Below are 22,564 nucleotides of genomic sequence, written 5' to 3'. Positions count from 1 at the left end.
GAATCGGTCTTTTCAGCCACCCGATAAGTCTCTGGCCCACCGCATTCGCCAGCAAGCCGGCTCCCACCATGTTGCGTCTGGTCATCAAGCCCCAAGCGTCCGCGATCGATCAATCCCGCAAATCAGACTCGTGAATCGGCTGATCGCGATGCGTCGCACGTTGATACTGCGCAGGCCAGGTCGCCTGACGCCCGTTCAGGTCATCATCGGCATGCAGCGGCCAGTACGGGTCGCGCAACAGCTCACGGGCGAGCAGGATCAGGTCCGCCTGACCGGTGCGCAGAATATGCTCGGCCTGAGCGGGCTCAGTGATCATCCCCACCGTTCCAGTGGCGATCCAGGACTCGTTCTTGACCCGCTCGGCAAACCGCGTCTGATACCCCGGCCCTACCGGGATTTCAGCATTGGCGGCGGTGCCTCCCGAGGACACGTCGACCAGATCCGCCCCTAGCGTTTTCAAACGCTTGGCCAGCTCGACCGTTTCATCCGGGTTCCAGCCATCTTCCACCCAATCGGTCGCCGAGACGCGCACGAACAGCGGCAGCTCTTGCGGCCAGACATCACGCACGGCTTGAGTGACTTCCAGCGTCAGACGAATACGGTTTTCGAAAGAACCACCGTATTCATCCTGCCGCTGATTGCTCACTGGCGACAGGAACTGGTGCAGCAAGTAACCATGGGCGGCGTGAATTTCCACGACGCTAAAGCCTGCGGTCAGCGCGCGCTTGGCGGCGGCGACGAAATCCTGAACCACCTGCTGGATCTGTTTCACGTCCAGCGGCGTCGGCGGCGTATGTTTCGGGTCGAAAGCGATTTTCGATGGCCCCCAGGGTGTCCAGCCACCCTGATCAGCAGGAATGCTGCCCTGCTTGCCCAGCCAAGGGCGCCAGGTGCTCGCCTTGCGTCCGGCATGGGCCAATTGAATACCGGCCACGGCGCCCTGAGCGGTGATGAATCGGGTAATGCGTTGCAACGGCGCGATCTGCTCGTCGTTCCACAGCCCGAGGTCTTCCGGGGTAATACGGCCGTCTTCGGTGACAGCGGCCGCTTCGGTGAAGATCAGTCCGGCACCGCCCACGGCGCGGCTGCCGAGGTGCACGAGGTGCCAGTCGTTGGCCAGACCGTCCTGGGCGGAGTATTGGCACATCGGCGAGACCACGATGCGATTGCGTAAGGTGAGTTCGCGAAGGGTGAAGGATTCAAGCAGCAGGCTCATGAGTATCTCTCGAAGTCGCGGAGGAAAGCTCCTTTGTACTGAATCAAGAGCCTAGTCCACAAGCTGAAAGAAGGTGCAGTGCCTGCTGCGGTGCGTGATATCACCGGGGTGAAATGTGCGCCACCATGAGCTGAACCGTCTCGTTGCCCCGGAACTCGTTGAGGTCGAGTTTGTAGGCCAACTCAACCCAGCGGACCGTGGGATTGGGCCACACGTCGCGATCAACGCTGAACGCAATGCCGTCGAGCTTCACCGTGCCGCATTCGGTCTTGAGCACCATCTTCAAATGCCGCTCGCCTACGACGCGTTGCTCCACCAGCTGAAACACCCCGTGAAACAACGGCTCGGGGAAGTGCTGGCCCCAAGGCCCGGCATTGCGCAGCGCGCGGGCCAGCTCCAGATGAAATTCTTCAACCGCCAACGTGCCATCGGACAACAGACGGCCGGTCAGGTCTTCTTCCGTCAGTTGACGACGAACTTCGGCATCGAAGGCTTCGGCGAAGGCCGGGAAATTTTCCGCAGGCAGCGACAAACCGGCTGCCATCGCGTGGCCACCAAACTTGCTGATCAACTCAGGGTGTTTCGCCGCAACGGCGTCCAGCGCGTCCCTGATGTGGAATCCCGGCACCGAACGCGCCGAGCCTTTCAGCACCCCCTCCCCTGCGCTGGCGAAGGCGATAGTGGGCCGGTGATAACGCTCTTTCAGGCGCGACGCGAGAATCCCGATCACGCCCTGGTGCCATTCGGCTTCGTACAGGCAGAGCCCGAACGGCATCGACTCGACAGGCAAATCCTTGAGTTGGGCCAGCGCTTCCCGCTGCATGCCCTGTTCGATGGACTTGCGGTCCTGATTCAGCTCGTCCAGTTGCACGGCCATCTCCCGCGCCAGCGTTTCGTCTTCGCACAGCAGGCACTCGATACCCAGGCTCATATCGTCAAGACGCCCCGCCGCGTTCAAACGCGGGCCGAGGATGAAGCCGAGGTCGGTGGAGGTGATGCGCGAAGGCTCGCGGCGAGCCACTTCGAGAATGGCGCGCAAGCCCGGACGGGCGCGACCGGCGCGAATCCTCATCAAGCCCTGATGCACCAGAATCCGGTTGTTCGCGTCCAGCGGCACCACGTCGGCCACACTGCCAAGCGCGACCAAGTCCAACAACTCGCCGAGGTTTGGCTGAGCGCGACCGTTGGCCTCAAACCATCCGATTTCCCGCAAACGCGCGCGCAGGGCCATCAAGACGTAAAACATCACGCCGACACCCGCCAACGCCTTGCTCGGGAAGGTACACCCCGGCTGGTTCGGGTTGACGATGGCGTCAGCGGCCGGCAGCTCACGGCCCGGCAGGTGGTGATCGGTCACCAGCACGTGCAGCCCGGCAGCCTTGGCGGCCGCGACACCCTCAACGCTGGAGATGCCGTTATCCACGGTCATCAACAGCTCCGGCTGACGCTCAAGCGCGACCTTGACGATTTCCGGGGTCAGCCCGTAGCCGTATTCGAAGCGGTTCGGCACCAGGTAATCGACATGCGCCGCGCCGAGCAGCCGCAGTCCCAAAACCCCGACCGTGCTGGCCGTCGCGCCGTCGGCATCGAAGTCACCGACGATCAGGATGCGCTGACGCTGTTGCAGCGCCGTCACCAGCAAATCCACCGCCGCGTCGATGCCTTTGAGTTGCTGATACGGAATCAGCCGCGCCAGACCCTTGTCCAGTTCGTCCTGCGACAGCACGCCCCGCGAGGCATACAGACGGGTCAACAAAGGCGGCAGATCGCCCAGAAAAGGCAAGGTGTCGGGCAACTGTCGTGATTCGATGCGCATGCGGGTTCCGCTGATGTGTTCGGTTGGAGCTGATTCAGTGATGCGGGCAAACGTCGGCGGTCAGCCGCGCTCGCCGGCCAGCCACTGCAATTGCACTTCGTGCTGGCCACGGTCGTCGGTGACGAAAATCGTGCCTTCGCTGATCATCACGTCCCACTTGATAACGCGGGGCATGTCCTTGGCAAGGGTCTCCAGCACTTCCTGAGGCACGGCGGCGATGTTAACGTTTTTCAACGTCTTGACGGCCGGGACGATCTTGCCCTCCCACACGCGCAGACTGCCGTACGCCAAGAGGCTGGTGCGCTCGGTACGGCGGGAGCACCACGTCAGCCGGTCAGCATCGGGTTGGCCGACTTCGATCCAGTGCAGCACGCGGTCATCCAGGCTTTTTTCCCACAAGGCAGGTTCGTCGACGTCCGACAGACCACGCCCAAACGACAGGTGCTCGCTGTACCAAAACGCGTAGGCCAACAGACGCACGGCCATGCGCTCTTCGGTTTCCGACGGGTGGCGGGCGATGGTCTGTTTGACGTTTTCGTACACCCCACGGTCGAGGTCGGTGAGGTTCAGTTCGAATTTGTAGGTCGTGGACGGCTGGGCCATGAACGGGCTTCTAAGGACGGGAAAGGCGCCAAGTCTAACCGATGCACGTCCCGTTGAACGACCAGACTCGATGATTGATCGTCAGGGTGACGCGAAAATCGGCGTGCGCGCATTTGTCAGGCTGCTTTACTCAACCCAGGGTGACGAGTGTTAAACAAATGATCCACAACGCCGATACGTTGATGCGAGACCCTCTAGCATGAAGTTCACAGCGTGGGCCGTTGCGAAATCAGACCCGTCGGATCGGGGTGATCGCGGCTTAAACCTCAGTCAGTATTTTCAGGATTTACCTCGACGGATGGTCAATCGTTACGCACACATTCGCCAGTCCGGTGTTTTCGCCCTGCTGATCGCTTCGGCACTGTGTGCGACACCCGGAACCGCAGACGCGAAGGAAACGCTGACCTGGCTGCTTCGGGATTTCCCTCCCCTGACCATTTTCGCCGGCCCGCAAGCAGGCCAGGGTGCCATCGACAAGCTGATGCCTGAATTGATTGCGCAGATGCCGGAATACAACCACCAGATCATGCACGTGAACCGTGCGCGGGGCACGCAGATGCTCCGGGACCCGGACGTCTTCGCCTGTGACCCGACGCTGTTGTGGACGGCAGAACGTGCGAAGACCATTCTGTTCTCGATCCCGACCTACGCCACGCCTGGCAACGGGGTGACGATCGAACGGCGAAATCACACGATGTTCGCGCCATTTCTCGATGCCGATGGGCATCTTGATCTGGCGGCACTGCTGAACGCCAACAGGGTCAAGACCGGTATTGTGGCCGAGCGCAGCTACGGTCCGACCATCGATAAGATTCTCAAGGCGACCACGCAATCCGACAGCCTGATTCTGCATTACGGCAACGCGGCGGTGGGCAGCATGTTGCAGATGGAACGCCTGGACCGTTTCCAGGCCATTATCAGCTACTGGCCCGAAGCGCGGTATCACGCCCAGCAGCAGGGCATTCCGCTGGAAGAACTGGAATTTTTCCCGATCAAGGATGCGCCGAAGTACCAGTTCGCGCACATCGGCTGCTCGAAGACCGACAAGGGCCGCCAAGCCATCGAGATCATCAATCGCGAGATGCGCACGTTGCGGACCACCAAGCTGATCTCGTTCTACGCCGAATGGATGGTCGACAAACGCCAATACCTGCAGGACGCGCAGACGTTTTTCGACGACGCGGAAAACTGAAAAACGCCAGGCAAAAAGAAACCCCGAGCAGCGGGGAGACTACTCGGGGTCAACCGTGGTCCATCTTGGACCCGTACGGCAGGCAACATAAACACCGGAGCACAATGCCTGCGCCTGCCGTAATGGATAGGAGCCTATGTAATGGATAAGGTTCCCCGTCCCTCAGACAAAACCCTAACGGGCGGCAAAATTGTTGACCTGTGTCGCATTTCGCATCGCGGCGATGACGCAAGGCTCGATACGGCCCTCGGCGACCATCAAATCACGATGAAGCCCGTCGACCACGTCGGTCAGCTGGCGCTTGTCACACAACTGGGCAGCGGAATAGACGCGTTCGATCACGATCGCACCGGCTGCATTTTTCAGCGTCACCAGATGCTCGCCATTTACACCGGCAGCGCCCAGGCTGGCCTCATAAGGTGCCAGTGCTTCGCTTAACAACAAGCTGATATTTTCCATCTGGATCACCACTCAACAGTTTGAATGCAAAGGTGCTTATCAATGACCATCGGCAGAAGCGGAAAGTTCTTTTCCGCTTCGTGGGTTTACCGTGAGCGGGTTGATCGTCATCCCTTTGTCACTGGAGCATGCCTGCCCAATGTGACAGGCAGAATTCAGTCTTTTGACGTCCGCGTCGCGCTCGGCGTCAGGCGCTTGGCCTCGGAGATATCGAGCCAGCCTCCCAGCAAGCCCTGCAACTGTCCGCCTGCGTCATAGAACGGCACCGCCCACTGAGACGCCTCAATGGCGCGACCGGACAGCGTGACACTGCGCTCGGTCAACAGCGGTTGCTGCGTCGTCAATAGATTCATGTAACTCGCGTGCATCGCCTCGGCAGCGTCTCGTGGGATCAGATCGACATCGATCAGGCGCCGACCATTCATCTGTTCATAGCTGAGACCGAAACTGTCCTCATAACTACGGTTGCAGAACACGAGACGACCCTGGAGATCCCGGACATACATCGGCTCAGGAATACCGTCCATCAACGCACGCTTGAACGCCAGTTGATCGTTGAGCTGCGCTTCTGCGATCAGCCGTTGCCGTATCTGGTCCTTCAACCGAATTTTCCAATAGAGCGTAACCAATACGCATGATGACACCACTGCCAGCAGCCAAAACATCCAAGCCGGAATCTGCTCCAACAGTGGGGACTGATCCATGATTCCCCCCAGCCATTTCGTGCGAATCGCCCGCATCTCGGCCACAGGGAATTCATCCAGTGCCTTGTTCAGAATGCTCAAAAGCTCAGGTTCGGAATTGATGACAGCAAACCGGTCCGGCGACCATATGTCCTCCACACTGCCTGCCACCTTCAGCCCGCGCATCGACGAGGTCCAGGCCGCCGCTTCATTCTGAATGGTCGCCGTTGCCCCTCCGCTCTCCACCAACCGCCGGGCCTCCAGGTAGGAGGGCACAATCGTCAGTTGGACGTCTGGGTAGCGGACGCGAATGAATTCCAGAAGAGCGTGACGGGCCGGCATCGCCAGTACCTTTCCAGACATGTTGGCCAGACTGACGGGACCCTCGTTATCCTTTTGGATCACGTACACCCAACTGTTCCCGCCATAGGCGTAACTGAACGACAGCGTCGCCCGGCGTTCGGCGGTTTCCGCCACCGTGGTATTCATGTCAACGGCCCCGGACGACAACGCTTCCAGTGCCGCATGGAGGTTCGGCATCTCATGGTGGACAAAGTTGAGGCCGGTCATGCGCGAGATTCGGTCAAGAATATCGATATTCAGCCCCACCCAGTGACCGTCGGCGTCCTTATAGACATAGGGCGCATGTTGTGTCGAACCGATCCGGACTTGCGAGTGTTTGCGAACCCACTGGCGTTCGGCGGCAGTGAGTCGAATACGCCGTCCGGGCTCGACCTCGACATCCTCGTCAAGAATCCAGCGGCGTTGAATGTTGCGGTCCACTGCCTCATCCAGATCATTGAGTGAGCGGTTCAACAGCGCCAACAGCGTCGTATCCTCTGCCCGTGTCGCGAACCCGAAGCCCGCCAAGGGCAACAAGCTCTCGAATCTGGTTTGCAAACCGAGGTAGGGACGTAGCGACTTGAAGGCATTCATGACTATTTCATTGCCGACCAATGCGTCGGCATCACCTTGGGTCAGCGCCTCTACAGCGCTGAACAACGTCGGTGCAAGAACTATATCGCTGTCAGGATACAATCGCTGCAGTTGGTCGGGATCGGCGTAGCAGTCCAGCGCGATAATGCGCTTGCCACTTAAGGCAGTGGACAATGTGAAATCTCCCCGGCGCCCTACCACCACAGCCCTGTCCGTCAGGTAATTGCGGGTGACGGCAAGGTCCGACATCCCGCGTTCGAACCCACTGGCGCTGGTCAACAGGTCGACTTTGCCTGCCTTCAACGCCTCGACGGCCTGTTCGCGCTTGGCGAAGCCCGTAACGTGCATGGATACGCCCAGCTTGGCAGCGATCAGGCTCAGATAATCGGCACTGATGCCTTGATAGCGGTTGCCGTCGCTGGTGATGTCAACAGGTTCGTAGTCGTCAATGGGGATACCGACACGAAGCACTTGTCGCTGGTCCAGCCACTGACGCTCGGCAGCCTCGAGCGGCATCGGCTGCACGCTGAGGAAGGGTTCGCCCAAAATGAAGGGAAGCTTTTCGGCTCCGTGCCCTGCCCGGCTCCCGATACACACCAGTAGCATCAATGCGCACAGCAAGTATCGAAAGATTCGGTTCTGGACGGGCACTCCTTGTCTGTCCATGTTCATGTTTTATACCGCCACTTGTTTGTTCACGAAAATCAGAAATTCCGCGCAAGTGTGGCACGCATGAACAAGAAGGCCCGCCGAGGGGCGGGCCTTAGTTGTTACACGACGATACCGTTAAAGCGGCTTGCCGCGATTGCCGTGCTGGCTGACGAACGCCTGCATGGCTTTCAGGTCATTCGGCAGCACGGTGCAGCGTTCATCGCGCTCAAACAAATCAGACAAATGTGCAGGCAACTCAAGTGCTTTTCCTACACCGGCCTTTTGCACGGCTTCCGGGAATTTGACCGGGTGCGCTGTCCCCAGAATCACCATCGGCGTGTCGAGACTACGACGGCAGTCACGGGCGGCTTTCACGCCGATCGCGGTGTGCGGGTCGAGGACTTCACCGGTGCTGGCAAAGACTTCAGCGATGGTTTCACAGGTCTGTTCGTCGCTCACGGCCAGCGAATCAAAGAGCTTGCGGGTTTCGGTCCAGCGGTCGTCTTCAACGCTGAAACCGCCACCTTGCTTGAAGCTCGCCATTAGGTCGGCAATTGCGGCGCCGTTGCGACCGTGCATGTCGAACAGCAGACGTTCGAAGTTCGACGACACCATGATGTCCATCGACGGCGACAGCGTGGCGTGCAGCGTTTCCTTGACGTACTGATTGCCGCTCATGAAGCGGTGCAGGATGTCGTTGCGGTTGGTGGCCACGATCAGTTGGCTGATTGGCAGGCCCATGTTGCGCGCCAGGTAACCGGCAAAAATGTCGCCGAAGTTACCCGTCGGCACCGAGAACGCGACCGAACGCGCAGGGCCGCCCAATTGCAGGGCCGCGTGGAAGTAATAAACGATCTGGGCCATGATGCGCGCCCAGTTGATCGAGTTCACGGCCACCAGGCGGGTGCCTTTCAGGAAGCTCTGATCAGCAAAGCTGTTCTTGACCATTTCCTGGCAGTCATCGAAGTTGCCTTCGATGGCGATGTTGTGGATGTTCTCGCCGAAGATCGTGGTCATCTGGCGGCGCTGAACGTCCGACACACGCTTGTTCGGGTGCAGGATGAAGATGTCGACGTTGTCGCAACGACGGCAGCCTTCGATGGCAGCAGAACCGGTGTCACCGGAAGTCGCGCCGATAATCACCACGCGCTCGCCGCGTTTTTCCAACACATAATCCAGCAAGCGACCCAGCAGTTGCAGGGCGAAATCCTTGAACGCCAGGGTCGGGCCGTGGAACAGTTCCATCACCCACTCGTTGCTGTTCAGTTGACGCAGAGGCGCAACCGAACTGTGGGCGAATACGCCGTACGTTTCTTCGAGGATCTTCTTGAAATCAGCGTCTGGAATGCTGCCAGTGACGAACGGGCGCATCACCCGGAACGCCAGCTCGTGATACGGCAAACCGGCCCAAGACGCGATTTCTTCCTGGGTGAAGCGTGGCAGGTTCTCGGGAACGTACAGACCGCCATCGGTGGCAAGACCGGCGAGCAGCACATCTTCAAAATTCAGGGCCGGCGCCTGGCCGCGAGTACTGATATAGCGCATTTCTTCAAACCTTCGGTTCGAGCGGCGAGCTTCGAGCTGCAAGCGACAAGTAAAAGCGAATCCGTTTTTACCTTCAGTCTGCGTAGAGAAGCTCGCCGCGATGTGATTTTGATCTTGCTTGAAGCTTGCGGCTCATAGCTCGCCGCTGTTCTTTTCAGTTCAAGTGTTCGACACGAATACGAACGACCGGGCCCGCCACGCCTTCCAGCGCTTCCAGTGCCTGAATGGCATCGTTGATGCGCTGCTCGACCACGCGATGGGTCAGCAGAATCATCGGCACCAGACCATCTTGCTCTTCGGCTTCTTTCTGCATGATCGATTCGATGTTGATGCCGCGCTCGGACAGGATGCTGGCAACCTGAGCCAGAACACCCGGATGGTCCTTCGCCTGAATGCGCAGGTAGTAGGCGCTCTCACACTTCTCGATCGGCAGGATCGGGTGAGCCGACAACGAATCTGGCTGGAAGGCCAAGTGCGGCACGCGGTTTTCAGGGTCGGTGGTCAGGGCACGCACCACATCCACCAAGTCAGCAACGACGGACGAAGCGGTCGGTTCCATGCCCGCGCCTGCGCCGTAGAACAGGGTCGAACCGGCTGCGTCGCCGTTGACCATCACCGCGTTCATCACGCCGTTGACGTTGGCGATCAGGCGGTCGGCCGGGATCAGGGTCGGGTGTACGCGCAGTTCGATACCGGCCGGGGTGCTACGAGCCACGCCCAAGTGCTTGATGCGGTAGCCCAAGGCTTCGGCGTAGTTCACGTCAGCGGTGGTCAGCTTGGTGATGCCTTCGGTATAAGCCTTGTCGAATTGCAGCGGGATACCGAATGCGATAGACGCCAGGATGGTCAGCTTGTGCGCGGCGTCGATGCCTTCGACGTCGAACGTCGGGTCGGCTTCGGCATAACCCAGCGCTTGGGCTTCGGCCAGCACGTCCGGGAAGGTACGGCCCTTCTCACGCATCTCGGTCAGGATGAAGTTGCCGGTGCCATTGATGATTCCCGCGACCCAGTTGATACGGTTGGCCGCCAGGCCTTCACGAATGGCCTTGATCACAGGGATGCCGCCAGCGACTGCGGCTTCGAAGGCCACGATGACGCCCTTTTCGCGAGCCTTGGCGAAGATTTCGTTGCCGTGAACGGCGATCAGCGCCTTGTTGGCAGTGACCACGTGCTTGCCGTTCTCGATGGCCTTGAGCACCAGCTCGCGGGCCACGGTGTAACCGCCGATCAACTCGATGACGATGTCGATTTCAGGGTTGCTGGCCACGTCGAACACATCGGTCGTGGTCGGGGTACCGGTAATCTGGCAATTGGGGTTTGGCGTACGCACGGCAATTTGCGCGACTTCGATTCCACGCCCGGCACGGCGGGCAATCTCCTCGGCGTTACGCTTTAGCACATTGAAGGTACCGCCACCGACAGTACCCAGCCCACAGATGCCTACTTTGACCGGTTTCACTATGAACTCCCCGTAAAACGACCGGCGCTGGACCGACCGTGGAAACAGCCGCATGACAGTGCGGCTCGCTGTTGAACTGGTTTATTGGACTACTTGACGGCGCTCAGCGCCAGTTTCGCCACTTGTGGAGCAGGCTGATAACCCGGAATCACCTGACCGTCGGCCAGCACGATGGCCGGCGTGCCGTTCACACCGATCGCCTGACCGATCTCGAATTGGCGAGTCACAGGGTTATCGCATTTCGGCGCCTTGATGTTTTTGCCATCGACCATGCGGTCCATGGCGTCGCGGCGATCCTTGGAGCACCAGACGGCTTGCAGTTGTTCGTCACCTGGAGAGCCCAGACCCTGACGCGGGAACGCCACGTAACGCACTTCGATGCCGCGCTTGTTCAGCTCAGGCACTTCGCCGTGCAGTTTGTGACAGTAGGGGCAGGTGGTGTCGGTGAAAACGGTGATGTGCGATTTGGTCTCGCCAATGGCCGGGTAAACCACCATCTCACCGGTCGGGATGCCATTGATGGTCTTGGAAATCGCCAGGCGCTCGACCTTCTCGGTCAGGTTGACCGGTTTGCCGCCCTGAATCTGGTAGAGGTTGCCCTGCATCACGAACTGACCGTCGGCGCTGGCGTAGAGTACGCGACCGCCTTTGAGGTTGACCTCGTACAAGCCGTTTAGCGGGCTGCTGGAGATGCTCTCAACCGGGATTTCCAGGTTCAGCGATTCCAGGGTCTTGCGGATGGCCTTGTCGGACGCATCATCGGCGTGGGCGAACAGGCTAAACGTACTGGCGAGCGCTACGGCGGCTGCACCGATAAAACGAGTCACGCGCATGAAAACTCCTCGAGCGGTGGGCAGACGGGCGGGTTTGAAAACGGGAACCGCGGGCATGCCGGGCAGGTTTTCAGGCTCCAATCTGCGAAACCGGCAAAGCCTATCACATAAGGCCCGCGAGGCCGACGCCGACTGATGTAAGACGCGTCGTAAATTCCGACCGCAAAGTTACCCGCGAGGGTGGTGTTTTGCATGCAGCTCTTGTAGGCGGGCGCGAGCGATGTGGGTGTAGATCTGCGTGGTGGACAAATCGCTGTGCCCCAGCAGCATCTGCACAACGCGAAGATCAGCCCCATGATTGAGCAAATGCGTGGCGAAAGCATGGCGCAAGGTGTGTGGCGACAGCGACTTGCCAATGCCAGCGACTTTGGCCTGCAGTTTGATTCGGTGCCAGAACGTCTGTCGGGTCATTTGTTCGCCGCGTTGACTGGGAAACAGCACGTCACTAGGGCGGCCATTGAGCAGTTCCTGTCGGCCGTCGCGCAGGTAGCGCTCGACCCAGACAATCGCCTCCTCCCCCATCGGCACCAGACGCTCTTTGCTGCCTTTGCCCATGATGCGCAACACCCCCTGACGCAAGTTGACCTGTTCGAGGGTCAGGCTCACCAGTTCCGTGACGCGCAATCCGCAGGCGTATAGCACTTCGAGCATCGCCCGGTCGCGCTGGCCGATGGCTTCGCTTAGATCCGGCGCGGCCAACAGGGATTCGACGTCCGCCTCGGACAACGATTTGGGCAGCGGCTTGCCCAGCTGTGGCATGTCGACCTGCAAAGTGGGATCAACGGCAATCAGCTTTTCTCGCAACAAGTACCGATAAAAGCCACGCACGCCGGAGAGAAAACGCGCGGACGAACGCGCCTTGTAGCCATTGTCCACACGCCAGGCCAAGTGATCGAAGATCACGCCACGTCCAACGCTCATCAGGTCGATGCCGCGTTCCTGCAACCAGCCGTTGAACAGCGCCAGATCGCTGCGATAGGAATCGCGAGTGTTGTCGGACAGCCCCTTTTCCAGCCACAGGGCGTCCAGGAAGCGGTCGATCATGGGGTGGTCTAAAGCGGGCATGGGGTCAGACTTGAGCGAGAGAAAACGGGAGGAAGTCTTTCACATCTCTCAAGGCGATACAAAACTCTCATGCCTGCGAAAGACCCGTACCGCCTGGGTGTTTTCGTCAGGCATAAAAAAAAGCAGCCCGTAGGCTGCTTCTTTTTGCATCGAAAGACTGGGATTAAACCAGTTTTTCTTTGATGCGAGCTGCTTTACCGGACAGGTCACGCAGGTAGTACAGTTTGGCCTTGCGAACGTCGCCGCGACGTTTCACAGCCATGCTGTCGATTTGCGGGCTGTAGGTCTGGAAAGTACGCTCAACGCCAACACCGTTGGAGATTTTACGAACAGTGAAAGCACTGTTCACACCACGGTTACGCTTGGCAATTACAACGCCTTCGAACGCTTGCAGACGCGAACGGTCGCCTTCCTTCACTTTCACCTGAACGACAATGGTGTCGCCCGGGGCAAAGGGAGGGATCTCTTTGGTCATCTGCTCTGCTTCGAGTGCAAGAATGATTTTGTTAGTCATGCTGTGCTCCTAAGGTAAATCAGTCGAATTTACCATCGATACGTTAACTATCGTCCCGCTCACGGAGGTATTCCGCCAGCAGCTTCTTCTCTTCTCCAGAAAGCGAGCGGCTTTCCAGAAGATCGGCGCGTCGTTCATAGGTCCGCCCAAGGGACTGCTGTAAACGCCAACGCCGGATGTGTGCGTGATTGCCACTTAGCAACACGTCGGGAACACGCTGATCCGCATACACCTCCGGTCGGGTGTAGTGCGGGCAATCCAGCAGACCATCCGTGAAGGAATCTTCCTCCGCGGAATCCACATGCCCTAAAGCTCCAGGCAGCAGTCGCGTAACCGCATCTATCAGGACCATGGCCGGCAGCTCGCCGCCAGACAACACATAGTCTCCAATCGACCACTCTTCATCGACATGAGCCTCAATAAAGCGCTCGTCAATGCCTTCATAACGACCGGCAATCAGGATGAGTGCTTCTTCCTGTGCCAACTCGCGTACCGCAGACTGATCCAGCTTGCGGCCTTGTGGCGACAGGTAAATCACCTTCGCCGCCTCCCCTGCTGCTTGCCTGGCCTGAACCAGTGCATCTTCCAGAGGCTTGATCTTCATCACCATGCCAGGGCCACCGCCAAACGGGCGATCGTCCACAGTGTGATGCCGATCCGTGGTGTAGTCCCGCGGATTCCAACAGGTCAGCTGCAACAGCCCCTGTTTCACCGCACGGCTGGTAATGCCGTATTCGCTGATGGCGGAAAACATCTCGGGAAACAAACTGATGACTTCAATGCGCAGGCTCGCCATTGCTTAGAAATCCGCGTCCCAATCCACCTTCATCTCGCCTGCAACCAGATCGATGGCCAACACGCATTGCTCTGTGTAGGGCAACAAGCGTTCGCGATCATCCAGACTGCCTGCGCAGGGCTTGACCACCATTACATCGTTCGAGCCGGTTTCCAGAAGATGATCGATTTTCCCGAGCAATTGCCCAAGGTGGTCGATAACCTTCAAACCCACGAGCTGGTACCAGTAGTACTCGCCGTCGGTCAGATCAGGAAGCATGCTGCGTTGCACGCAGATCTCATAACCGGCCAGAAGACGAGCTTCTTCACGATCATCGAGACCCTTGAGCTTCGCGACCAGGAACTTGTCGCTCCCGCGCCCGCTGACCAGCTCAACCTGCTTCACACTCCCTTCGCGCTTGAGCGTCCAGGTCTTGTACTGCAACAGGTTTTCAGTCGGATCAGTAAAGGAATACACCTTCACTTCGCCGCGAACGCCATGTACCGAATAAATCTTGCCGATGACGATGAGATCGTCGGCAGAAGCTGGCGTCGCGTTCATATTGCTCAGGCCGCAGCCTTAGCAGATTCCTTCAACAGCGAAGCAACACGCTCAGAAGGTTGTGCACCAACGCTGAGCCAGTAGTTCAGACGCTCTTGGTTCACGGACAGACGGATTTCCTGACCACGGGCAACCGGGTTGAAGAAACCGATTTGTTCCTTGTGCGAACCGTCGCGTGGGTTACGGCTGTCGGTCACAGTCAGGTGGTAGAACGGGCGCTTTTTGGAGCCGCCAAGGGCAAGACGGATTGTTAGCATTGAACAAAGTTCCTGTAGTCGGTGCTGCAAATCTAAGATGCACAGCGGGCATGGGTGCCCGAAAGGCCGCATATTCTAAGGAATATCCGGACTTTTGCAAATGACTTTTTCCGGCGCGAACCGCAAGGCCATCAAGATCTGCCGTGGAGCCGCCTGCGTCGACGGCCATTAAGCGCCTGCCGAAGCAGGCCAGTGGGAAGGTTTTCCCAAAGAAGGACGCGCGAAGCCGTGCTCCGCGCGGTGTGAATCACATCTTGGGCATGCCGCCGCCGGGCAGCATGCCGCCCATGCCGCGCATCATTTTGGCCATGCCGCCTTTGGTCGAGAATTTCTTCATCATCTTCTGCATCTGCTTGTGCTGCTTGATCAGACGCCCGATGTCCTGCACCTGAGTGCCGGAACCCATGGCAATGCGGCGTTTGCGCGAACCGCTGATCAGCTCAGGGTCACGGCGCTCGGCCGGGGTCATGGAATTGATGATGGCTTCCATTTGCTTGAACTGCTTCTCGGCCACGTTCTGTGCGTTGCCCATCTGTGACAGGTTCATGCCACCGATACTGGGCAGTTTGTCCATGAGGCCGCCGAGGCCGCCCATGTTCTTCATCTGTTGCAGCTGATCGCGGAAGTCCTCAAGGTCGAAGCCCTTCCCTTTCTTCAGCTTCTTGGCCAGTTTGTCGGCCTTTTCCTTGTCGAGGGTCTGCTCGGCCTGTTCGATCAGGCTGAGCACGTCACCCATGCCGAGGATGCGCGAAGCGATACGGTCAGGGTGGAACGGCTCCAGCGCCTCGCTCTTCTCGCCCATACCGATGAACTTGATCGGCTTGCCGGTGATGGCACGAACGGACAGCGCGGCACCGCCACGGGCGTCGCCGTCGACTTTGGTCAGGATCACACCGGTCAGCGGCAGCGCGTCACCAAAGGCCTTGGCGGTGTTGGCGGCGTCCTGACCGGTCATGGCGTCAACCACGAACAGCGTCTCGGCCGGTTTAACCGCCGCGTGCAACGCCTGGATCTCGCCCATCATCTCGGCGTCGATGTGCAGACGGCCGGCGGTGTCGAGGATCACGACGTCGATGAATTTCAGCCTGGCTTCTTTGATGGCCGCTTCAGCGATCGCTACTGGCTTCTGGCTGATGTCGGACGGGAAGAACGTCACGCCGATGTCGTTGGCCAGGGTCTCCAGTTGCTTGATCGCCGCCGGACGGTAAACGTCCGCCGAGACCACCATGACGGTTTTCTTTTTGCGTTCCTTGAGGAATTTCGCCAGCTTGCCTGCGGTGGTGGTTTTACCCGCACCTTGCAGACCCGCCATCAGGATGACCGCCGGTGGCGCGACGTTGAGGCTCAGCTCTTCGTTGGCCGCCCCCATCATCTCTTCCAGTTCGGCCTGGACAATCTTCACGAACGCCTGGCCCGGCGTCAGGCTGCGCGACACCTCGGTGCCGACCGCGCGTTCCTTGATGCGGTTGACGAAATCCTTGACCACTGGCAAGGCGACGTCGGCTTCGAGCAGCGCCATCCGCACTTCACGCAGAGTGTCCTTGATGTTGTCCTCGGTCAGCTTGGCCTTGCCGGTGACTTGGCGCAGCGTCTGTGAGAGACGATCTGTCAGATTTTCAAACATGCGTGATCCTTTGAGTTCGTGCGAACCCCAGTGAGTGCGGCGCTGTGCCTTTCATGGCTCCATACATGGCGTTCGAATCCGACACCTATATAGAAGAAACAGCGCTCGGCGAGCCTGTGGCTTGAGCAGGTCGCGGATTATAGCGAAGACTCCCGCGCTCGGACACCATGACGTCTGCTTCTGTGGTCTTTCGTGCACGGTTGGTTCTATGCCAAACTCAGCGGCTTTCGGGCACGCCCATCAGGATCTATGTTCCCCTTGTCACCGAGTTTGCTATTCAGCCTCGTCGCCGCCGTGCTCTACGCCGCTGCGACCCTCTATCAAGGTATTCGCCTGCGTCAGGGCAAGAAGGCCGACAAATGGCTGTTGTGCCTGATCGGCACCCTTGCCGTCGCCTGTCAGGCCAGCGCGCTTTTCGGTCAATTGGTGCGCCCTATCGGCCTCGGTCTGGACTTTTTCAGCGCTGCCAGCCTGATCGCCGTCGCCGTGATCATCGTGACCATGCTGGCGTGCATTCGCATCCCGGTTGAAATCCTGCTGATCCTGCTCTTCCCCCTCGGCCTGTTGACGACCCTGATGGCGCAATTCGCCCCCAGCGGCACCCTGCAGCCGATCCTCGGTGAACAGGGGCTGATCGGGCATATCCTGCTGTCGATCCTGGCTTACGGCATGTTCACCATCGCCGTGTTTCAGGCGCTGTTGCTGCTGTTGCAGAACCGGCAGCTCAAGAACAAGCACCCATCCGGGCTGATCAAGAATTTCCCGCCACTGCAAACCATGGAAAGCCTGTTGTTCGGCTTCCTCTGGGCCGGCTGGACGCTGCTGTCGATGTCGCTGATTTCCGGCTGGCTGTTCGTTGAGAACCTCTTCGCCCAACACCTGGTGCACAAGACCCTGCTGTCGATCCTCGCGTGGATTGTGTTCAGCGTCCTGCTCTGGGGCCGCACCCGTCTGGGCTGGCGCGGACACAAGGCGATTCGCTGGACGCTGGGCGGTTTCCTGCTGCTGATGCTGGCCTATTTCGGCAGCAAACTCGTACGCGAATACATCCTGCACATCTGACAGGCGCCGACCATGGAAAACCTGCCCAACGGCACGATGCTCGCGCTCCTTGTCCTGCTCACGCTGTGGTCCGCGCTGTTCACGGCGGTCGAAGCGGCGCACTACAACTTGCGCGCGGTGCGCATCAATCCGCGCTCGACCGAGCCCGCCAAGCCAGTGCTGGCGTTCAACCTGAACAGTCTGATTCTCGGCAACACGCTGCTCAAGGTCCTGATCACGGTGCTCGCCACCCTGCTGGCGATCAGTCGCTGGTACGACCACGGCCCCCTGATCGCCTGGGTGGGCGTCGCCAGTCTGCTGGTGATCGTCACTGAATTCATTCCGCGCAAACTCGCCGCCCGCCGCCCCGAAGCCATTTTGTTGCTGGGCAATAACGTGCTGCGCATCCCGATGCGCCTGCTGCGGCCGCTCACATGGCTCTACAAGAACATCGCCAAAGTGCTGCTGCGCCCGTTTCTGTCCAAGCGTCGCCCGGACACCGCTGCCGATGACGACGATATGGGGCCTACGGTTTATCAAGATAACGAGAGCCAGTTCGGCCGCTCCCGCGTGATTTCCGGGATACACGCGCTGGACAGCATGACGGTCAACGACATCCTCGTTCCGCGCAGCGAAGTGGATGGCATCAACCTCGATGACACGATTGAAGAGATCGTCGACAAGCTGATCATCTCCCGCCACACCCGCCTGCCGGTCTATCACAACGACATCAATCAGGTCGAAGGCGTGCTCAACACACGCATGATCAGCCACCTGCTGCCACGCGGTCAGTTGACCAAGGAAGCGCTGAAAGCCGCCTGCTACGAGCCCTATTTCGTTCCCGAAAGCACGCCGTTGCAGATGCAGTTGCTGAACTTTCACAAGCAGCAGCGGCGCATGGGCGTGGTGGTGGACGAGTACGGCGAAGTGTTGGGCATCGTCAGCCTGGAAGACATCCTCGAAGAGATCGTCGGAGAATTCGAAAGCGAGCAATCCCTCGACAACCCGCACATTCATCCGCAGCCGGACGGCCGTCTGGTGGTGGAAGGCGCGGCCTCGATCCGCGACCTGAACAAGAGCCTGGGCTGGCACCTGCCGGCGGACGGCCCCAAGACCCTCAACGGTCTGATCACCGAAGCGCTGGAAACCATTCCCGACAGCTCGGTGTGCCTGAAGATCGGGCCGTACCGCCTCGAAACGCTGGAAACCGAGGACAACCGGGTCACCCGCGTCCTGATGTGGCAAAACACCCGGACCAAAGACGTGACCTGACGCGCGCAACACGTCTGAAACACTTGTTTCCGCGCTGCTGCCCTTCCTATAATCGAGCCGCTTACCCAGCCCCGCCGACCCGCGTGCTACCCGCACGATGCGAGAGTCGGCCAGTCACTCAGCCTGACGTCTTTACACCGCTCACATCCCGAGCACCGTCACCTCCCCACCATTCGGGGCTAGTCTGTTCAGCGCTGTACCCAAAAACAATTAACGATTGCCCCAGCGCCCCGGACGTTTTGTCCCCCGCTGACAGGCAAGATGACTGCCAGGGATACCCGCATGACCAGCACGTCCACCTTTCCGCCAAGCGGCGAAAGCGCGGCACCGCCCGCCAATTCCGCCGCCCGCGTGGCCACTGCCAGCTTCATCGGCACGGCCATCGAGTTCTACGACTTCTACGTCTACGCCACAGCCGCCGCCCTGGTGATCGGGCCGGTGTTCTTCCCGCAGACCTCCAGTACCGCACAGATGCTGTCGGCGTTTCTGACGTTCGGCATCGCCTTTCTCGCTCGCCCGTTGGGCTCGTTGCTGTTCGGTCACTTCGGCGACCGCATTGGCCGTAAATCCACGCTGGTCGCTTCGTTATTGCTGATGGGCATCTGCACCACGCTGATCGGCGTTTTACCGGGCTATGAAGCCATCGGTTCCTGGGCGCCGATTCTGCTGTGCGTGCTGCGCTTCGGCCAAGGACTTGGGCTGGGCGGCGAATGGGGCGGCGCAGCGTTGCTGGCCACCGAAAACGCCCCCAAAGGCAAGCGGGCTTGGTTCGGGATGTTTCCGCAACTCGGTCCATCGATTGGGTTTCTGGTTGCCAACGGTCTGTTCCTTACCCTGGCCGTCACGCTGAGCGACGAACAGTTCCGCTCCTGGGGCTGGCGCATTCCGTTCCTGCTCAGCGCCGTGCTGGTGGTGATCGGCCTCTATGTGCGCTTGAAGCTGGAAGAAACGCCGGTCTTCGCCAAGGCCATCGCTAATCACGAGCGCCTCAAAATGCCGATTGCCGAGCTGTTTTCGCAATACTGGGCGCCGATGCTGTTGGGGGCCGCGTCGATGGTGGTGTGCTACGCGCTGTTCTACATCTCGACGGTGTTTTCCCTGAGCTACGGGGTGAAATCCTTGGGCTACAGCCGCGAATCCTTCCTTGCCATGCTGTGCTTTGCGGTGTTGTTCATGGCTTTGGCCACCCCGCTGTCGGCCTGGGCGAGTGACCGTTTCGGCCGCAAACCGGTGTTGATCATCGGCGGCGTGCTGGCGATTCTGTCGGGTTTTCTGATGCAGCCGTTGCTGACTCACGGCACCACGTGGGCGGTGACGTTGTTTCTGTCCATCGAGCTGTTCCTGATGGGCGTGACCTTCGCCCCGATGGGCGCGATGTTGCCTGAACTGTTCCCGACCCGCGTGCGCTACACCGGCGCGTCGGCGGCCTACAACATTGGCGGGATCGTCGGCGCCTCGGTGGCGCCGTTCTTCGCCCAACAATTGGTGGAGATGGGTGGTTTGAGCTGGGTCGGCGGGTACGTCTCGGCGGCGGCGTTGTTGAGTCTGATTGCTGTGCTGTGCCTGAAAGAAACACGGCATGCGGATCTGGATACGATCAAATAACGACACCATTGCAGGGGTTGGCGATCCTGAAGACGACCCCTGACAACACACCCTGTGGGAGCGAATTTATTCGCGAAGGTGTATCAAGCGATGCATATGTGTCGGCTAAACATACGTCTCGCGAATACATTCGCTCCCACAGGTGGTAATGGGCTGGACACAGCACTTCGTAATTCCCAACAAAAACGGCGCCTCTGAGGGCGCCGTTTTTATGTGCGGGAAGATGTTACAGCTGCACTTTCACCGCTATCGACGACCGGGTTGCCTTGCGGCGAGCGGCTTCGATCGATTCGTCACGAGCCAGGGCCACGCCCATGCGGCGCTGACCGTTGACTTCCGGCTTGCCGAACAGACGCAGCGCGGTGTCGGGCTCGCTCAGGGCCTGCTCCAGATTGGCAAACGCGGTCTGGGTCGATTGACCTTCCACCAGAATCACCGCCGATGCCGATGGGCCGAACTGACGAATCAACGGGATCGGCAGACCGAGAATGGCGCGGGCGTGCAACGCGAACTGCGACAGGTCCTGGGAAATCAGCGTCACCAGGCCGGTGTCGTGCGGGCGTGGCGAGACTTCGCTGAACCACACCTGATCGCCCTTGATGAACAGCTCAACGCCGAACAGGCCCCGGCCGCCCAACGCTTCGGTCACGGCCTTGGCCACACGCTCGGATTCCGCCAGCGCCGCCGGGCTCATGGCCTGTGGCTGCCAGGATTCCTGATAGTCGCCCTTCTCCTGACGATGGCCTACCGGCGCGCAAAAGGTGGTGCCGCCGACGTGACGCACGGTGAGCAGGGTGATTTCGTAATCGAAGTCGATGAAGCCTTCGATGATCACGCGACCTTTGCCCGCACGGCCGCCTTCTTGGGCGTAATCCCAGGCTTTCTGAACGTCAGCCTCGGTTTTCAGCAGGCTCTGGCCTTTGCCCGACGAGCTCATGACCGGTTTGACGACGCACGGGAAACCCAGGTCTTCGACGGCCTTCTTGTAGTCTTCGAAGGTGTCGGCGAAGTGATACGGCGAGGTCGGCAGGTCCAGCTCTTCGGCGGCCAGACGGCGAATACCTTCGCGGTTCATGGTCAGCTGCGTGGCGCGCGCGGTCGGGATGACGGTGAAGCCTTCGGCCTCAAGTTCGACCAGCGTCGCGGTGGCGATGGCTTCGATTTCCGGGACGATGTAATGCGGTTTCTCCGCTTCGATCACAGCCCGCAGTGCAGCGCCGTCGAGCATGTTGATCACATGGCTGCGGTGCGCGACCTGCATGGCCGGAGCGTTGGCGTAACGGTCGACGGCAATCACTTCAACGCCCAGGCGTTGCAGTTCGATCACCACTTCCTTGCCAAGCTCGCCGCAACCGCAGAGCAAAACGCGGGTCGCGGTCGGCGACAGTGGAGTTCCGATTTGAGTCATCTCAGGTCCTCGTGGAGCAGATATCGAGGGCAACCCGCCACAGGCGAGCAACCCCAGGTCATAAAGGCGCGCAATTTACCATGAAGGCCGGGGGATGGGGTGTGGCGGCTGACGGATGATCCGATGATTGCCGCAGCTTTTTGCAACACCGCTACACCTGTGGGAGACGTCGGAGGTTACGACGGCAGCGAGCGCGGTGGGTCAGGCTGCTCAGCGGTGTTTGACACACCGCATTCGCCACTGTCGTAACCTCCAGAAGCGCCCACAGGTCCGGCGCAGTGCTCAGCCTATCGCCCTGGCACCGAAAACATCGCCCCACTCGCCCGCGCACGCTCGTCGCACAGCACCAATACCGCGCGGCGTTCGTCGTTGCTCATGCGGCTCCAGGCGGTGATTTCCGTGACCGTGCGCTGGCAGCCGACGCACATGTCGGCGTCATCCAGCGCACAGATGCTCACGCACGGTGAGCGCACGGGCTTTTCATGAACAGGTTGATCGGCGGCCATCAGTCTTCCTGCGGCGCCAGGTCGCGGGCGTAACGCTGCGCGTTGTGAACATAGTGGGCGGCGCTGGCTTCGAGCATTTTCTTCTGTGCGTCGGTCAGTTCCCGCACGATCTTGCCCGGCGACCCCATGACCAGCGATCCGTCCGGAATCACCTTGCCTTCGCCGATCAGCGAATTGGCGCCGATGATGCAGTGTTTGCCGATCTTCGCCCCGTTGAGGATCACCGAGTTGATGCCAATCAGCGTGTTGTCGTCGACCGTGCAGCCGTGCAGCATGACGTTGTGGCCGATGGTCACGTTCTTGCCGATGGTCAGCGGCGAGCCCATGTCGGTGTGCATCACGGTGCCATCCTGTACGTTGCTGTTCTCGCCGATGTCGATCAGCTCGTTGTCGCCTCGCAAGACGGCGCCAAACCAGACGCTGGCGTTGGCCTGCAAACGGACCTTGCCGATCAGGGTGGCGGTGGGGGCGATCCAGCTCTGCGGGTGGACTTCGACGCGGGCGTCGCCCAGGCGGTATTTCATGGTGTCTTCCTCATGACTC

Annotated in this window: 21 protein-coding genes; 4 read left to right on the top strand and 17 right to left on the bottom strand. The window is 59.8% G+C overall.

Going from position 1 to position 22,564, the window contains the following annotated elements; translation table 11 throughout:
* Window positions 1-109: 109 nt before the first annotated feature.
* The 3 genes from ACIQAL_RS01055 to ACIQAL_RS01045 form a co-directional block, all read right to left on the bottom strand.
* Window positions 110-1,216, bottom strand: coding sequence for an NADH:flavin oxidoreductase/NADH oxidase (locus ACIQAL_RS01055; protein WP_401141499.1), 1,107 nt, complete (start codon window positions 1,214-1,216; stop codon window positions 110-112).
* 100 nt (window positions 1,217-1,316) lie between these two features.
* Window positions 1,317-3,032, bottom strand: coding sequence for a single-stranded-DNA-specific exonuclease RecJ (gene recJ / locus ACIQAL_RS01050; protein WP_401141497.1), 1,716 nt, complete (start codon window positions 3,030-3,032; stop codon window positions 1,317-1,319).
* A 60-nt stretch (window positions 3,033-3,092) separates the two neighbouring features.
* Window positions 3,093-3,635: a YaeQ family protein gene (locus tag ACIQAL_RS01045; protein WP_166593598.1), complete on the bottom strand. Its 543-nt coding sequence runs from the start codon at window positions 3,633-3,635 to the stop codon at window positions 3,093-3,095.
* Window positions 3,636-3,981: 346 nt separating this feature from the next.
* Between ACIQAL_RS01045 and ACIQAL_RS01040 the strand changes: the two genes are divergently transcribed.
* Window positions 3,982-4,827 carry a TIGR02285 family protein gene (locus ACIQAL_RS01040; protein WP_401142368.1) on the top strand — a complete coding sequence of 282 codons (846 nt, stop codon included), beginning with the start codon at window positions 3,982-3,984 and terminating at the stop codon, window positions 4,825-4,827.
* Between the two features lie 174 nt (window positions 4,828-5,001).
* Here ACIQAL_RS01040 and ACIQAL_RS01035 read toward each other — a convergent pair whose 3' ends face one another.
* From ACIQAL_RS01035 to ffh, 11 genes are all read right to left on the bottom strand, one after another.
* Window positions 5,002-5,286: a DUF3509 domain-containing protein gene (locus ACIQAL_RS01035; protein ID WP_401141494.1), complete on the bottom strand. Its 285-nt coding sequence runs from the start codon at window positions 5,284-5,286 to the stop codon at window positions 5,002-5,004.
* A gap of 155 nt (window positions 5,287-5,441) precedes the next feature.
* The gene (locus ACIQAL_RS01030) at window positions 5,442-7,577 is read right to left on the bottom strand and encodes a transporter substrate-binding domain-containing protein (RefSeq protein ID WP_401141491.1); all 2,136 of its coding nucleotides are present in this window, start codon (window positions 7,575-7,577) and stop codon (window positions 5,442-5,444) included.
* A gap of 114 nt (window positions 7,578-7,691) precedes the next feature.
* Entirely contained in the window at window positions 7,692-9,101 is a 1,410-nt protein-coding gene (gene thrC / locus ACIQAL_RS01025) for a threonine synthase (protein ID WP_401141488.1), read from the bottom strand.
* 154 nt (window positions 9,102-9,255) lie between these two features.
* Entirely contained in the window at window positions 9,256-10,560 is a 1,305-nt protein-coding gene (locus ACIQAL_RS01020; RefSeq protein ID WP_341959655.1) for a homoserine dehydrogenase, read from the bottom strand.
* 89 nt (window positions 10,561-10,649) lie between these two features.
* A complete protein-coding gene (dsbC, locus tag ACIQAL_RS01015; RefSeq protein WP_401141484.1) occupies window positions 10,650-11,393 on the bottom strand; it encodes a bifunctional protein-disulfide isomerase/oxidoreductase DsbC in 744 nt (247 codons plus the stop codon).
* A 168-nt stretch (window positions 11,394-11,561) separates the two neighbouring features.
* The gene (gene xerD / locus ACIQAL_RS01010; protein ID WP_341959657.1) at window positions 11,562-12,458 is read right to left on the bottom strand and encodes a site-specific tyrosine recombinase XerD; all 897 of its coding nucleotides are present in this window, start codon (window positions 12,456-12,458) and stop codon (window positions 11,562-11,564) included.
* Window positions 12,459-12,621: 163 nt separating this feature from the next.
* Window positions 12,622-12,972, bottom strand: a complete 351-nt coding sequence (gene rplS / locus ACIQAL_RS01005) for a 50S ribosomal protein L19 (protein WP_008018567.1) — start codon at window positions 12,970-12,972, stop codon at window positions 12,622-12,624.
* 43 nt (window positions 12,973-13,015) lie between these two features.
* Window positions 13,016-13,768 (bottom strand): tRNA (guanosine(37)-N1)-methyltransferase TrmD, encoded by a 753-nt coding sequence (trmD, locus tag ACIQAL_RS01000; RefSeq protein WP_093463137.1) that lies wholly within the window; start codon window positions 13,766-13,768, stop codon window positions 13,016-13,018.
* 3 nt (window positions 13,769-13,771) lie between these two features.
* Window positions 13,772-14,308: a ribosome maturation factor RimM gene (gene rimM / locus ACIQAL_RS00995; RefSeq protein ID WP_166593604.1), complete on the bottom strand. Its 537-nt coding sequence runs from the start codon at window positions 14,306-14,308 to the stop codon at window positions 13,772-13,774.
* Window positions 14,309-14,313: 5 nt separating this feature from the next.
* Window positions 14,314-14,565 carry a 30S ribosomal protein S16 gene (gene rpsP, locus ACIQAL_RS00990; protein ID WP_166593605.1) on the bottom strand — a complete coding sequence of 84 codons (252 nt, stop codon included), beginning with the start codon at window positions 14,563-14,565 and terminating at the stop codon, window positions 14,314-14,316.
* 247 nt (window positions 14,566-14,812) lie between these two features.
* Window positions 14,813-16,189 (bottom strand): signal recognition particle protein, encoded by a 1,377-nt coding sequence (ffh, locus tag ACIQAL_RS00985; protein WP_401141480.1) that lies wholly within the window; start codon window positions 16,187-16,189, stop codon window positions 14,813-14,815.
* A 249-nt stretch (window positions 16,190-16,438) separates the two neighbouring features.
* Between ffh and ACIQAL_RS00980 the strand changes: the two genes are divergently transcribed.
* From ACIQAL_RS00980 to ACIQAL_RS00970, 3 genes are all read left to right on the top strand, one after another.
* On the top strand, window positions 16,439-17,251 hold the full coding sequence (locus tag ACIQAL_RS00980; protein ID WP_166593607.1) for an inner membrane protein YpjD: 813 nt from the start codon (window positions 16,439-16,441) through the stop codon (window positions 17,249-17,251).
* A gap of 12 nt (window positions 17,252-17,263) precedes the next feature.
* On the top strand, window positions 17,264-18,502 hold the full coding sequence (locus ACIQAL_RS00975; protein WP_341959660.1) for a CNNM domain-containing protein: 1,239 nt from the start codon (window positions 17,264-17,266) through the stop codon (window positions 18,500-18,502).
* Between the two features lie 282 nt (window positions 18,503-18,784).
* Window positions 18,785-20,107 (top strand): MFS transporter, encoded by a 1,323-nt coding sequence (locus ACIQAL_RS00970; protein ID WP_401141476.1) that lies wholly within the window; start codon window positions 18,785-18,787, stop codon window positions 20,105-20,107.
* Window positions 20,108-20,333: 226 nt separating this feature from the next.
* Here ACIQAL_RS00970 and purT read toward each other — a convergent pair whose 3' ends face one another.
* The 3 genes from purT to ACIQAL_RS00955 form a co-directional block, all read right to left on the bottom strand.
* A complete protein-coding gene (purT, locus tag ACIQAL_RS00965) occupies window positions 20,334-21,515 on the bottom strand; it encodes a formate-dependent phosphoribosylglycinamide formyltransferase (protein WP_401141474.1) in 1,182 nt (393 codons plus the stop codon).
* Between the two features lie 287 nt (window positions 21,516-21,802).
* The gene (locus ACIQAL_RS00960) at window positions 21,803-22,021 is read right to left on the bottom strand and encodes a DUF1289 domain-containing protein (protein WP_401141471.1); all 219 of its coding nucleotides are present in this window, start codon (window positions 22,019-22,021) and stop codon (window positions 21,803-21,805) included.
* Window positions 22,021-22,545: a gamma carbonic anhydrase family protein gene (locus ACIQAL_RS00955; RefSeq protein WP_401141468.1), complete on the bottom strand. Its 525-nt coding sequence runs from the start codon at window positions 22,543-22,545 to the stop codon at window positions 22,021-22,023. The genes ACIQAL_RS00960 and ACIQAL_RS00955 overlap by 1 nt, the downstream gene beginning before the upstream one ends.
* Between the last annotated feature and the right edge of the window lie 19 nt (window positions 22,546-22,564).

Source organism: Pseudomonas sp. NPDC088368 (genome assembly GCF_044753445.1).
GTDB classification, from domain to species: Bacteria; Pseudomonadota; Gammaproteobacteria; order Pseudomonadales; family Pseudomonadaceae; genus Aquipseudomonas; species Aquipseudomonas bambusae.
The sequence above is the reverse complement of the archived record's forward strand: the minus strand, read 5'-3'. Positions and strand labels throughout refer to the sequence as shown.

Coding starts and splice junctions, on each gene's coding strand:
- ACIQAL_RS01055 (WP_401141499.1), bottom strand. CDS start 1,216: ATGAGCCTGCTGCTTGAATCCTTCACCCTTCGCGAACTCACCTTACGC.
- recJ (WP_401141497.1), bottom strand. CDS start 3,032: ATGCGCATCGAATCACGACAGTTGCCCGACACCTTGCCTTTTCTGGGC.
- ACIQAL_RS01045 (WP_166593598.1), bottom strand. CDS start 3,635: ATGGCCCAGCCGTCCACGACCTACAAATTCGAACTGAACCTCACCGAC.
- ACIQAL_RS01035 (WP_401141494.1), bottom strand. CDS start 5,286: ATGGAAAATATCAGCTTGTTGTTAAGCGAAGCACTGGCACCTTATGAG.
- ACIQAL_RS01030 (WP_401141491.1), bottom strand. CDS start 7,577: ATGAACATGGACAGACAAGGAGTGCCCGTCCAGAACCGAATCTTTCGA.
- thrC (WP_401141488.1), bottom strand. CDS start 9,101: ATGCGCTATATCAGTACTCGCGGCCAGGCGCCGGCCCTGAATTTTGAA.
- dsbC (WP_401141484.1), bottom strand. CDS start 11,393: ATGCGCGTGACTCGTTTTATCGGTGCAGCCGCCGTAGCGCTCGCCAGT.
- xerD (WP_341959657.1), bottom strand. CDS start 12,458: ATGCCCGCTTTAGACCACCCCATGATCGACCGCTTCCTGGACGCCCTG.
- rplS (WP_008018567.1), bottom strand. CDS start 12,972: ATGACTAACAAAATCATTCTTGCACTCGAAGCAGAGCAGATGACCAAA.
- trmD (WP_093463137.1), bottom strand. CDS start 13,768: ATGGCGAGCCTGCGCATTGAAGTCATCAGTTTGTTTCCCGAGATGTTT.
- rimM (WP_166593604.1), bottom strand. CDS start 14,308: ATGAACGCGACGCCAGCTTCTGCCGACGATCTCATCGTCATCGGCAAG.
- rpsP (WP_166593605.1), bottom strand. CDS start 14,565: ATGCTAACAATCCGTCTTGCCCTTGGCGGCTCCAAAAAGCGCCCGTTC.
- ffh (WP_401141480.1), bottom strand. CDS start 16,189: ATGTTTGAAAATCTGACAGATCGTCTCTCACAGACGCTGCGCCAAGTC.
- ACIQAL_RS00980 (WP_166593607.1), top strand. CDS start 16,439: ATGTTCCCCTTGTCACCGAGTTTGCTATTCAGCCTCGTCGCCGCCGTG.
- ACIQAL_RS00975 (WP_341959660.1), top strand. CDS start 17,264: ATGGAAAACCTGCCCAACGGCACGATGCTCGCGCTCCTTGTCCTGCTC.
- ACIQAL_RS00970 (WP_401141476.1), top strand. CDS start 18,785: ATGACCAGCACGTCCACCTTTCCGCCAAGCGGCGAAAGCGCGGCACCG.
- purT (WP_401141474.1), bottom strand. CDS start 21,515: ATGACTCAAATCGGAACTCCACTGTCGCCGACCGCGACCCGCGTTTTG.
- ACIQAL_RS00960 (WP_401141471.1), bottom strand. CDS start 22,021: ATGGCCGCCGATCAACCTGTTCATGAAAAGCCCGTGCGCTCACCGTGC.
- ACIQAL_RS00955 (WP_401141468.1), bottom strand. CDS start 22,545: ATGAAATACCGCCTGGGCGACGCCCGCGTCGAAGTCCACCCGCAGAGC.